Source organism: uncultured Porphyromonas sp., from assembly GCF_947254915.1.
Classification (GTDB): domain Bacteria; phylum Bacteroidota; class Bacteroidia; order Bacteroidales; family Porphyromonadaceae; genus Porphyromonas.
In genome coordinates this window covers 1-13253 of the sequence record NZ_CAMYEZ010000052.1, presented here as the reverse complement: position 1 = coordinate 13253, position 13253 = coordinate 1, and the positions used below count along the sequence as shown (strand labels likewise).

The following is a 13253-nucleotide window of genomic DNA, read 5'->3' as shown; positions in this document are numbered from 1 at the left end:
GTGCCTGCGGCAAAAGCGGTGGGCTTGTGGCTCCCCCCAATGACTAAGCTCTTGTGTACAAAGAACTCGCTGTCGGGTCGTGTGTCTAGGTAAAGCCAGAGCGCATCTTTGGCTCCCTGATAGTGGCAACTCTGCAGATGCAACCCAGGTACGGGAAGGTACTTGCTACGACCTCCCGAGGTGCCACTGGAGGTGGCGAACCAGCGACAGCTACCCTTGATGAGCTGATTGCGCTCTCCCTGTAGCATACGCTCTACCCAGGGGCGTAGCTCCTCGTACTCAACGATCGGGACGATGCGCTGGTAGTCGCTGTAGGTGCGGATAGGCTCGCTCGTGAGGGACTGCTCGTAGCTGGTGCCACGTAGTACACGCATGATGCGCTTGAACTGACGCATTTGGATAGCTTCGCTCTGCTTAGCGTACTGCTCGATGCTCTTGAGCCGGAGGTACATGAGGCGATAGATGGTTGCGGTCTTTCTGTCCATAGTTTTACAGCTGGGGATTACTTTACGGCTACCAGTCTCTGATAGCGTAGCATGGGGGAGATGAGGTAGACGAGAGTGGTGTATTGGTTCTCTGTCTGGTAGTAGTCGCCCTCGATAGCGTTGCTGGCTAGGGGAGCGGGCGATGGCGAGGTGCTATATCGGTAGCTGACGTAGCCCCCCTTGACGAGGAGCGACAGCTCGAAGTACCCTGTCTCACGGTTGTAGCGTAGCGTGCGCTGCTGCTTAGGCAGTGCATCAAAGGCGGCCCCCTCAATGAGCGGGGTACCATACCTGAGTGGGTCATCTAGAGCCAGTCGCCAGGTGACAAGATAGTAATCTGTCATGGTCTCGTCGTAGTACGGGTCGTAGTCTGTCTGGCGAACTTTGCGATACCCATTGGCATCGGGGACTGTGATGTAGCTACCGCTCGTTGGGCGGTCTAGATAAAGGTAAGCCTCGGGGGGCGTCTCCTGACTATTCAGGTGCTCCACGCCCATATTCGCCTGATAGGGAGACAATATCTCAAAGGCGCGCCACTCATTGCCCGCAGCGAATGTGGCTCCGTCATGACCCCTGAAGGTGAGTCGACCAGGAGCGAGGGAGGTGGGGCGGGTGAGTCGCTGGTAGCGGGTGGAGGAGCCGTTTTGACCTACCGTCACGAGAAGCTCCGTGAGCGGGTCGCTGGCAAGTGTGGGGGGAAAGGTTAGCTCTAGCTCCACTTGCTGAAAGCGGGAGTAGTTGCCCTCAGACGTCGTCGGTACCACCTGCTGAGCGACCTCAGCGAGAGGCTCATAGAGGGCAAAGCTGGTGACGAAGATAGGCTCCTCTTGTAGCTCTTCGCACCAAGCGGTGAGGCGGTAATTGCCCGAGAGGAGCGGTTGTAGTACGGAGGCACCTCCGAGGCGTAGCTCGTAGTGACGGTAAGCGATGCTCGTGGCTTCGGAAGGGGTGCTTTCGTCCGTCTGCCAGCGCGCTCCGATCCAGCCGTCGAGATATTCGCTAAGCGCCATACGGTCATTGACCTGCCAGTCGGCATCGCACAGCTCCAGCTGGTAGTGGATGCGATGCGGGACAGGATCTGCGAGGTCAAAGCTCACCACGATCTCCTCATCGCTACTAGCCAAGCGGGCGATCGGATAGGGTATAGCGACTGGCTCCCCGTCACGCCACACCTGACACTGTAGAGTCTGTACCTCTGTCGTGTAGATGTGATGCGGGAATATCTCTCCTCCCGAGAGTGAGCTGGCAAGGGCTAGGAGGAGCCAGCAAAGCGTCCATAGCTTATTCATCGTCCCAAAGTTACAGCTCTTTGATGGAATGACCAAGAGTCCACGGTCAGACTCTCGTTATGAGCCTTCTCAGAGAGCAAACAAAAAGGAGACAGATCCCGCAGTGTGGATTTGTCTCCTCTATTGTTGTTGGGCTAGCTAGAGCGCTAGCACAGACTAGTGATTAGTTGCCGTGAGCAGCTTGGATCTCCTCGTACTTAGCATTGTTGCCTAGTGCGTAGTAGATGTTCCCAAGGAGGTAGTACGATGCATCTGGGTTGATGCTGTAAGCCTTCTCGAGGTAGGGAAGCGCTTTGTTGAGTAGCTCGTTGCGCTTCTTCTGAGCAGCTGTCGCACCGCCCTCCTCTTTGTCAGAGAGAGCTACAGCCTGGTTGTAGTAGACTCGTCCGATGTTGCAGAGAGACTCAACGTAGTTGGGGTCTATCTCAACAGCTTTGCCAAACCACTTGAGAGCCTCCTGCTCATCGCTCTCCTCGTAGAGCTTGCCCATCACATCGTAGAGCTGAGGGTTCTCAGGATTGAGTTCAATAGCTTGGTTGAGGAAGGTGCGAGCCTCGTCATACTTGTTCTGTACGATGTAGGTATTGATCAGGTTGACGGAGTAGTATGGTTCCTTGGGGAAGAGCTTGAGACCCTCGCGCATCGTCGAGATATAGTTAGTCGTGTCGCCCTCCTCAATGTAGGTCTGAGCGAGGATCTGGTAGACCTCGTTCTGACGGTAACCACTGCCCTTGAGCTCCTCACCGTACTTAATAGCTAGCTGCTTGTCGCCAGCCTGGTAAGCGGTGATGATAGCAAAGAAATCAACCATCAGCGAGTTGGAGTCTGTCTGAGCGAACTTATCACCCTCAAATAGGGGAGAGCGCTTGATCTCTCTGAAAGACTGGAATGCCTTGAGTGCACTCTTGAAGTCCTTCTGCTCCATATAGTATCCACCCGCATTGATGTAGTAGAGGAGGTTGTCCTTGTATGCGTTAGCAATCTTTTTCTCAAACTTAGGGCGTACCTTGCCCTTATCGTTGGGCTGGTGATCGACCTCATAAGTCTTCGTGTAGTATGTGTGCATATCTAGGAGAGCCTTGTACATGCTAGGCAGGTCTTGAGGCTCATTCTTGAGACTCTTTTGATTTTCGCCCGTGAAGGCACGCTCCTCAATGAGTCCCGCTGTGTACCAAGTCTTGGCATCGTCCTTGGTCTCTGGATTTTCTAGAGCCTGCTGGATTAGGGCGCGAGCTCCAGGATAGTCTGGCTTGCTAGCATCGGATAGACGGTCTGCACCTCTGACGTTGGAGGTCTGTGCGCATCCAAGTGTCAGTGCACCCATCAGCACGAGTAGCACTAGGGTTACTTTACGTGTTGTCTTCATATTCTAAATCGGTGTTACTAGTTTGTTGTCTTACTCTTTATTATAGATGGCTTGCGGTTGGAGACTAATCCTCGCTACTCTCCTCATCTTGTGCAGGGGAGTCGTCAAAGTCATTGAGATCCTCCTCCTGTGGAACAAACTCTGAGGGGTCGTCTAGGTCAGCCTCGTCTACGAGCTCTGGCTCTTCCTCCTCGGCCACTACATTACATATAGATGCGATTTCGTCCGAACGTTTATTGAGGTCTATCATCTTGACCCCCTGAGTAGCACGTCCCATGACACGTACCTGCTCCATAGAGAGACGGATGGCAACTCCACTCTTATTGATGATCATAATGTTGTCGTCGTCCTCTACGGCACGTATATCAATGAGCTGACCCGTCTTGTCGGTCACGTTGATCGTCTTGACACCCTTGGCACCACGCTTGGTGATGCGGTAGTCATCAATGCGTGAGCGCTTGCCGTAGCCCTTCTCACTGATGACGAGGATAGTCTCGTCGCTGTTCTTCAGACGATGCACTACCATACCGACGACTTTGTCGTTAGGATCGTTGTCAAGACGGATACCACGTACACCAGTCGCCGTGCGTCCCATAGGACGAACCTCCTGCTCGTTGAAGCGGACACAGCGTCCATTTCGGTTAGCAAGGAATATCTCGCAGTTACCATTCGAGAGAGCCACCGAAACAACCTGATCATCGTCACGTAGGTTGATAGCGCGGACACCCGTCTTGCGAGGATTAGCGTAGTGAGCTAGGAGTGTCTTCTTGATCAAGCCTTGCTCTGTAGCGAAGACGAGGTAGTGCGTATTGACAAAATCCGCATCGGTCGTCAAGTTCTTAATACGTAGGAAGGCTGTTATGCGGTTCTCCTCGTCAAGGTCTAGAAGGTTCTGGATATGTCTGCCCTTAGAGCTCTTGGAGCCCTCAGGTATCTCAAAGACTCTGAGCCAGTAGACACGACCTGTAGCGGTAAAGAGCATCATCGTGGCGTGCATCGTCGCTGAGTAGATGTACTCAACAAAGTCTTCGTCACGACTGTCAGCACCCTTGACACCGACACCACCACGTGTCTGCGTGCGGAACTCTGAGAGTGGCGTACGCTTGATATATCCTAGGTGAGAGATGGTGATGACCATATCCTCATCGGCGTAGAAGTCCTCGGGATTCAGATCTTCCGAAGCGTATATGATCTCCGAGCGACGCTCATCGCCATACTTATCAATGATCTCACGGCACTCCTCCTGTATTAGCTCCATACGCATATTGATGTCGCTGAGGAAGAGGTTCAAGTAGTCAATGCGCTCCTTGAGCTCATTGTACTCATGCTGCAACTTGTCAATATCAAGCTTCGTGAGCTGTCGTAGACGCATATCGACGATGGCTCGCGCCTGTAGCTCTGAGAGGTTGAACGCCTCCATCAGTCGGTTCATCGCCTCGCGAGTTTCCTCACTAGAGCGGATAATGCGTATGACCTCGTCAATGTGGTCTACCGCAATGATCAAACCCTCCAATATATGGATACGCTCCTGCGCCTTGCGAAGTTCATACTGGGCGCGTCGTGTCACCACATCGTGGCGGTGATCGACGAAGTGACCGATGAGATCCTTAAGATTGAGCTGACGAGGGCGACCATTGACTAGTGCAATGTTATTGACGCTGAAGTAGCTCTCCAGGTCGGAGTACTTATATAGGTAGTTGAGTACGACACCAGCGTTGGCGTCCTTCTTTATATCTATGACGATGCGGATACCCTTATTGCTCGACTCATCGGAGATGTCGCTGATGCCATCGATCTTCTTCTCGTTGACCAGCTGGGCAATCTTAGCGACCATGTCGCTCTTGCGCACCTGGTAGGGTATCTCACGGATGATGATCCGCTCATGGTTGTGGTACTCCTCTATGTCCGCTTTGCCACGTATGACGATACGTCCACGTCCCGTGCGGAAAGCCTCTTTGACCCCCTCGTAGCCGTAGATGACACCACCCGTGGGAAAGTCAGGAGCCTTGACATACTGCATCAACTCATCGACCGTAATCTCTCCACGAGCGTCAATGTAAGCGATACAGGCGTTGAGCGTCTCTGTTAGATTGTGCGGAGCCATATTGGTCGCCATACCGACGGCGATACCAGCAGCACCATTGATCAGAAGGTTAGGGATGCGACAGGGCAGGACAGTAGGCTCCTTAAAGTCACCGTCAAAGTTGTCCTGAAAGTCCACCGTCTCCATATCAATGTCACGGAGCATCTCCTGGGCAAACTGGTTGAGCCTTGACTCGGTGTAACGCATCGCAGCGGGCGAGTCCCCATCGATAGAGCCAAAGTTACCCTGCCCCTGTACGAGCGGGTAGCGCATATTCCAGCCCTGTGCGAGACGTACCAATGTGTTGTATACGGAGCTGTCCCCGTGGGGGTGGTACTTACCCATGATGTCACCTACGGCACGAGCGCACTTGCGGGTAGGATTATTGTAAGTGTTGCCACTCTCATTCATCGAGTAGAGTACACGACGATGCACCGGCTTGAGACCGTCACGCACATCGGGTAGAGCTCGAGATACGATGACAGACATTGAGTAGTCAATGTAAGAGGTCTTCATTTCGTCCTCAATGTCCACTGGGATAATCCTATCTATACTATCTTCCATAGAGTCTATTGTGTTTTATTCACTTGGTCGTAGAGGCTAGTAGATCCACTCGGAGATACTCCTTGCGAGTCCGTCTCTCTAACTTCGCTAGTGCCAGTTGTTCGGCTGATAGCTTAGAGAGATCTCTACTTTCAGATGGCTAAGTTACGAAAAATATCTCTATCCGATGAAGATTCGCTCTGGTCTCAACTCCGCATACATCCACCCACGAGCGCAATCTCTCCCGAGGAAATCAGAAATCTTCACGGAGCAAACGAAAATTCCCTACCGAGGGGCGAAATAAAACTTCGGAAGAATGAGATGAAACTTCGGAAGAAAGATTTCAAAGTTCCGAAGAATTTGTCCGTTCCTCACTGGAGATTTCCGATTTTCCACCGAGGAAACTCTTGTTTCCTCGGTATGAAACTCTGGGGGCTTCGTACCCTTTGGTTAATTACCACTAACTTTGCGGTGATTTACCTCTAGATACTACGATTATGATTGCATACTTGCGTGGCACGATAGATACGCTCACACCGACCAATGCCTATGTGGACTGTAGCGGGGTGGGCTACGATGTCAATATATCGCTCTCTACTTATGATACGCTGCATGGGCTGGAGCGTGAGGCTCCTGTGCGGCTCTGGATCACGGAGGTGATGCGTCAGGGAGAGGTGTGTGATCTGTACGGCTTCTACACGAGGGAGGAGCAGGCGCTCTTTGCGAAGTTGATCACCGTGTCTGGTGTGGGTCCCGCTACGGCTCGTGTGATCCTCTCTAGTCTGGCACCGCTGGAGCTGGCAGAGGTGATCGAGAGTGGCGATGATAAGCGCCTCAAGATGGTCAAGGGCATCGGACTCAAGACGGCACAGCGCATTATCGTAGATCTCAAGGGCAAGCTCCCCGAGACGCTGACAGATCGTGACGATGTGACGGCGGGTATCGGTTCGCGGGCTGCTCGTGAGGTGGCTGAGGAGGCGATCTCGGCACTCAAGATGCTGGGCTTTGCGGAGGCCAATGTGCGCAAGGTGGTGAAGCAGATTATGACTGTCAAGCCCGACACACCTGTCGAGCAGGTGATCAAGCAGGCGCTGGCGCAGCTTTAGCTGTCAGGGAGCTTGGGTACAACAAAACAGGCGCCCAAACGTTACATAACTGACTCTATAATTATAGACAGACACTAGATGATCCCTAGGCGCAGGATACTATGTGCATGGCTGGCGTTGCTCTGCGCATTGGTGGGTGTGGTGAGATTGCTCGCTATGCCAGCCCTCTCGGTGTCTGCTACAGCGCGTGTTGCACAGCCGGATAGTCTGCGCTACCCTGTGCAGCCGACAGCGCCTGAGTCGTATGAGTGGCTCGAGCAGGAGTCGGCTCTGGATCTGCGCACGCCGAGCGTGGTGACGCACGACTTCGTCTACAATCCCGCCACGGGGCTTTATCTACTGGTTACCAAGGTGGGTGGCAAGCAGGTGGGCACTCCGATCCCCTACACGCTGGAGCAGTACATTGCCTATGTGGAGCGCAATGGCGTGCAGAGCTACTTCCTGGAGCGTGCAGCGCAGGATGAGAAGGAGCAGCAGGGCAAGGGGTTCAACCCGTTTGACTTTGGCTTCGAGCTAGGTCCTGCGGAGAAGATCTTTGGCCCGGGTGGCGTGCGGGTGCGGACACAAGGCTCTGCGGAGGTGTCGATGGGTGTCAAGAGCAATGCCACGGACAATCCCTCCATACCGATTCGCTCACGGAGACATACCTTCTTTGACTTCGATCAGAAGATCCAGGCTAATGTGCAGGCGTCGGTGGGTACGAAGCTCAACTTTAACCTAAACTACAATACGCAGGCTACCTTTGACTTTGACAGTAAGAAGCTCAAGCTAGCCTACGAGGGCGAGGAGGATGACATAATCAAGGTGCTAGAGGCGGGTAATGTGTCGCTACAGTCGAAGAACTCGCTGATACAGGGCGGTGCGTCGCTCTTCGGTATTCACAGCAAACTGCAGTTTGGCAAGCTTGACGTGGACTTCGTCGTGAGCCAGCAGGAGGCGGAGACGAAGCGCGTCTCAACAGATCGTGGGGCGCAGACGACACCCTTTGAGTTTTCGGCCAATAAGTATGACGAGAATAGGCACTTTTACCTAGGGCACTACTTCCGAGACCACTACAACAAGGCGATGTCTACGCTGCCCTTTATCTCTTCGGGCGTTAAGATCAACCGCATCGAGGTGTGGGTGACCAATAAGCGGGGCAACTTTGACGAGGCGCGCAACATTGTCGCTTTTACCGACCTGGGTGAGGCGGAGCGTGTGGCGGCTCGTGGCGTCACGACGAATGGATCGACGCAGGGACTGCCTGCCAATCAGGCGAACTCGCTCTACAGTTGGCTACTCGGACAGCCAGCTTTGCGCCAAGTGGATCAGGTGAGCCAGGTGCTAGAGGGGCAGCTGCGTGGTGGTATAGACTATACGAAGATAGAGAGCGCTCGCCGTCTGAATGCCAATGAGTACCGCATCAATGACCAGCTCGGTACGCTCTCGCTGCAGGTGCGTCTCCAGCCGGATGAGGTGGTGGGTGTGGCTTTTGAGTACACTTATCAGGGCAAGGTCTATCAAGTGGGTGAGTTTAGCTCGGACCGATCGGATCGTACGGCGGACAACCTTTTTGTCAAGCTACTCAAGGGCGCATCGATGACCCCGACGGCTCCTTACTGGCAGTTTATGATGCGCAACGTCTACAGCCTTGGGAGTAGCGTTTACAATCTCAAAGCGGAGAACTTCAAGCTCGATGTCTTCTACCGCAACGATAGCACCGGCACCGCTGTACCTTATATCAATGAGGGTAAGGTGGCGGGGCAGCTCCTCACAAGGGTCTTGGGGATGGACCGTCTGGATTCGCGCAATGAGCCACACCCTGATGGCGTCTTTGACTTTGTACCAGGCTATACGGTTGATGCGGAGCGTGGGCTCGTCATCTTTACCTCTACGGAGCCTTTTGGTAGTTACTTGGCGGAGCAGATAGGTGAACCCGCCATTGCCGCGCGCTACGTCTATCGTGAGATCTACGATACGACGATGGTCGCAGCGCAGCAGGTGGCCGAGCGCGATAAGTTTATCTTGCGAGGCGAGTACCAAGCGGCAAATAGCGGGCAGATCTCGCTCGGGGCGATGAATGTTACCCCGGGGTCGGTGCGTGTGACGGCTGGCGGAGCGACGCTCGTGGAGAATGTGGACTATACGGTCAACTACGCCATGGGTACCGTCACGATCCTCAACGAGGCAATCCTCAACAGTGGCACGCGTGTTGATGTCTCTCTGGAGAATAGGGGCTTCCTCAACTTGCAGCGCAAGACGGTGCTGGGACTGGATCTGAACTATCACTTTACGCCAAACTTAACGCTGGGCGGTACCTTTATGTATCTCAGCGAGATGCCACTGACTGCCAAGCCTGCCATGGGACGTGAGTCAATGCAAAACAGCCTTTGGGGACTTAATCTCTCGTGGCGCACCGAGTCTCAGTGGCTGACGCGTATCCTAGACTACATCCCGCTCCTAGACTTGACCAAGCCGTCGGAGATTGCGCTCAACATGGAGTTTGCCCACCTGATCCCAGGGCACTACGAGGGGCGCTACACCAAGGGACATAGCTATATTGACGACTTCGAGACTTCGCAAAGTAGCATTGACTTGCTGAACCCCTACGCCTGGATGCTCAGCTCTACGCCGTGGCACGACCCAGCGGACGGGGCGGCGGATCTCTTCCCCGAGGCTCGAATGGTCAATGATCTGCGCTACGGCAATAGGCGAGCTTTGCTCAACTGGTTTTACATAGACCCAATGCTGAACCGTGCTGGCTCTTCGCTGACACCCTCTTATCTGCGGAACAATCCCGACATGCTCTCGAACCATTACTCGCGAGAGGTGCGTATGGCGGAGCTATTCCCCTATAGAGATGAGAACTTTGCTCAGCAGTCTTACCTCCAGACGCTCTGCCTCGCTTACTATCCCAATGAGCGTGGTCCGTACAACCTCAACAGCGATCAGGTCGGTAGCGATGGTAAGCTCGCCAACCCAATGGAGAACTGGGGCGGTATGATGCGCAAGATAGACCAAAGCGACTTTGAGGCAGCCAATATCGAGTACATTGAGTTCTGGATGATGGATCCCTTCATCTATCCCGAGACGGCACCGACGAGTGGCAAGCTCTTCTTCAACCTGGGCGAGGTGTCGGAGGAGGTGCTGAAGGATGAGAAGAAGTTCTTTGAGAATGGTATGCCGCTCAACGATGACCCCTCGGCAACCATTGAGACGGTCTGGGGGCGCGTGCCTATTCGTCAGACGGCTGGCTACTCTTTTGACAATGCCGCTGGGGCGCGTAGCAAGCAAGATGTGGGCTTCAATGGGCTAAGCTCTGAGCAGGAGAAAGCTTTCCCCGCTTATGCCAACTATCTCTCCGCAATCCGTGGCAAGGTGTCGGGCGAAGTGCTCGAGCAGTGGCAGGGCGACCCGATGAGTCCGCTGAATGATCCGGCGGGTGATAGCTTCCGCCACTACCGTGATGAGCGGTATGACCAGCTACAGTCGCCGATCCTCGAGCGATACAAGTACTACAACGGGGTCGAGGGTAATAGTGCTGAGGCAACCAATGAGACGGGCTCCTACAGCGTGGCGAGCCGTGTCGTGCCTGATGTGGAGGACATCAACCAAGACAACACACTCAACGAGCAGGAGCGTTACTTCGAGTACGAGATAGCGCTCTCGCCTGCCGAGATGCAGGTGGGGCGCAACTACATCGTTGACGAGCGCTCGGTCAATGTGAAGCTAGCGAACGGCAAGCAAGAGACGGTCAAGTGGTATCAGTTCAAGATCCCCGTACGAGAGCCGACCCGCAGGGTAGGGGGCATAGCCGACCTCAAGAGTATTCGCTTCATGCGCCTTTACCTGACGCAGTGGGACAAGCCTGTGGTCTTGCGCTTCGGTACCTTTAAGATGGTGCGTGGCGAGTGGCGACAGTATGACCGCCCGCTACACGCTCCCTCCGTCACGCCTATATCTAACGGCACGATGGAGGTCAATACGGTCAACATTGAGGAGAACGGTGACCGCAAGCCGATCAACTATATCCTTCCGCCAGGAGTCTCTCGTAGCGTCAGCCCCAGTCAGGCGCAAGCCATTCGTCAGAACGAGCAGTCGCTCAGCTTACGCATCAAGCGACTAGCTCCAGGCGATGCACGAGCTGTCTACAAGAACACGGGACTAGACCTACGTCGCTACAAGCGCATCGAGCTATTTGTCCATGCCGAGGAGCTTCCCGAGGAGGGGACGCCCACGGGTAATGGCGAGATGACCGCTTTCCTCCGCTTAGGCTCTGACTACACGAACAACTATTACGAATACAGCGTTCCCCTCGAGCTGACCCCCTTCGGCACTTACAGTGACAATGCTAAGGACCGAGAGATGGTTTGGCCACGGGACAATAAAGTAGACTTTCGCTTTGACCTTCTCACGGGACTCAAGATGCGACGCAACGCTGCGCAGGCTAATGGCGAGACGGATCTCTACACGCCTTACTCGGTGCCCGACGCTGAGCGTCCTCGCAACACCGTCACCGTGATGGGTAATCCCTCGCTGAGCAATGTCAAGACCATCATGATCGGTGTGCGAAACAGCGCTGGTCAGATCAAGAGTGCCGAGATCTGGGTCAATGAGCTACGCCTGAGCGAGTACCAAGAGCAGGGCGGCTGGGCGACCAATGCCGATCTGCAGGTGCAGCTGAGCGATCTAGGTTCGTTTAGTGCCCGAGGCTCTTACCGTACGGCGGGCTTTGGCGCACTCGATCAGTCTCTTGCGCAGAGACAGCTAGAAGATACCGGCTTCCTCAACCTCTCAACGCAGGTAGAGCTGGGTAAGTTCTTCCCCGAGAAAGCGAAAGTGCGCATACCGCTCTACTACAGCTACCAAGACGAAGTGATCCGTCCGCAGTACAACCCGCTAGACCAAGACCTGCTCCTCACGGAGGCACTCGACAATGCTGCCAACGAGTCGGTACGTGACTCCATCAAGACGATGGCACTGACACGTACCCAGGCTCATGCGCTGTCGCTCTCCAATGTGGGGGTCAACATACAGAGCAAGACCCCGATGCCGTACGACCCAGCCAACATTACGCTCGGCTACTCGATGTCTTGGGACGAGAAGAACAGCCCCGAGATTGTCTACGACCGCAATCGCACGTGGCAAGCTACGGCGCAGTATCAGTATACGCCCGTGGTGGCTCCGTGGAAGCCTTTTGACAAGCTCCAGCAAGGTAAGAACGCCTCCGAGGCTGTCCGCACGGTCACCTCGACGCTGAGAGGTTATCAGATCAACTATCTCCCCTCACGACTTGCTTTCAACAGCTCCATCCTGCGCAACTACAGCGAGCATCAGGTGCGCAACCTCATGCCTGGCGGAGGAGCGGTGGCTGACTGGTCGCTACCAGCTACCTTCGTGCAGAACTTCGTCTGGCAGCGTGCCGCAAACATTGTTTGGAACCCCACGACCAACCTCAAGCTCTCCTTTAACTCTGGCACCAATGCCCGCATCGTAGAGCCACACGTACAGGTCAATCGTGAGCTAGCCCCCGACGACTACACGCTATGGCGCGACTCCGTCTGGCAGAGCATACGCAGTTGGGGGCTCCCGATGCAGTACAACCAGACTGCCAACGCTACCTACACGCTCCCGCTCGCACTCATTCCCTTTATGGACTTCGTCTCAGCCACCGCCACCTATATGGCTTCGTACAATTGGGACCGAGGAGCCTTGACCCAGCAGGGCGCCTCCATGGGCAATGTGGTGCGCAACCAAATGAAGCTCGATGGACGGGTCAACATCCTCTTCCAAACACTCTACCGTAAGTTCGACTGGTACAAAGATTACGAGAAGCGACAGAACAAGAGCAGCAGCCGAAACAACCGCTCCGTCGCTCGCCGAGATACTCGTGCTAGTCGCTCTGATCAGGAGTCTGCAGACAAAGCTTCCGCAGCCTCACAGCGCAAGAAGCCTGCGCCATTGCGCTTTACCAAAGAGGTGGTCCTACGCCCCGACACGACGATTACCATCAACCACCAGCTCGGCAGTGCTAAGCCCGAGGTGACCGCTAAGGATTCGCTCGGACACAACTACCCTGTCAAGTATGCTGTGGTCAATCCCAACAGCATCACCGTTACAGGCACCGACTCTGTCACGATCCGGGTCAACGTCTACGCTGCCGACAAAGCTCGTGAGATGCGCATGGAGCGTCTCTACCCATACATTGATGCGGGTATCTCCTTGCTCACCTTCCTGCGCGACATCTCCCTCACCTACACCCGTACCTCGTCGCTGCACTTGCCCGGCTTCCTCCCCGACATCAAGGCTGCAGGCGGGCAGGGCTACCCAATGCAGGGCATGATGGCTCCAGGCCTTGCCTTTGCCTTTGGCTTTACAGACAATGGCTATGTTCGCGAGGCG

6 protein-coding genes are annotated in these 13253 nt (G+C 54.7%); 2 read left to right on the top strand and 4 right to left on the bottom strand.

Annotated features, from left to right (window positions below):
• The 4 genes from Q0X57_RS04465 to gyrA form a co-directional block, all read right to left on the bottom strand.
• Positions 1-485, bottom strand: a 485-nt coding sequence (locus Q0X57_RS04465) for a GH3 auxin-responsive promoter family protein (RefSeq protein WP_297728250.1), incomplete at its 3' end; no start/stop codon positions are given.
• Positions 486-502: 17 nt separating this feature from the next.
• Positions 503-1774, bottom strand: a complete 1272-nt coding sequence (locus Q0X57_RS04460; RefSeq protein WP_297728246.1) for a type IX secretion system plug protein domain-containing protein — start codon at positions 1772-1774, stop codon at positions 503-505.
• A 163-nt stretch (positions 1775-1937) separates the two neighbouring features.
• On the bottom strand, positions 1938-3140 hold the full coding sequence (locus Q0X57_RS04455; protein ID WP_297728243.1) for a tetratricopeptide repeat protein: 1203 nt from the start codon (positions 3138-3140) through the stop codon (positions 1938-1940).
• Between the two features lie 64 nt (positions 3141-3204).
• Positions 3205-5787: a DNA gyrase subunit A gene (gene gyrA, locus Q0X57_RS04450; RefSeq protein ID WP_297728238.1), complete on the bottom strand. Its 2583-nt coding sequence runs from the start codon at positions 5785-5787 to the stop codon at positions 3205-3207.
• A 476-nt stretch (positions 5788-6263) separates the two neighbouring features.
• Between gyrA and ruvA the strand changes: the two genes are divergently transcribed.
• Positions 6264-6872 carry a Holliday junction branch migration protein RuvA gene (ruvA, locus tag Q0X57_RS04445; protein WP_027451563.1) on the top strand — a complete coding sequence of 203 codons (609 nt, stop codon included), beginning with the start codon at positions 6264-6266 and terminating at the stop codon, positions 6870-6872.
• 156 nt (positions 6873-7028) lie between these two features.
• On the top strand, positions 7029-13253 hold a 6225-nt coding region (gene sprA, locus Q0X57_RS04440; protein ID WP_297728230.1), incomplete at its 3' end, for a cell surface protein SprA.

Coding starts and splice junctions, on each gene's coding strand:
- gyrA (WP_297728238.1), bottom strand. CDS start 5,787: ATGGAAGATAGTATAGATAGGATTATCCCAGTGGACATTGAGGACGAA.
- Q0X57_RS04460 (WP_297728246.1), bottom strand. CDS start 1,774: ATGAATAAGCTATGGACGCTTTGCTGGCTCCTCCTAGCCCTTGCCAGC.
- ruvA (WP_027451563.1), top strand. CDS start 6,264: ATGATTGCATACTTGCGTGGCACGATAGATACGCTCACACCGACCAAT.
- Q0X57_RS04455 (WP_297728243.1), bottom strand. CDS start 3,140: ATGAAGACAACACGTAAAGTAACCCTAGTGCTACTCGTGCTGATGGGT.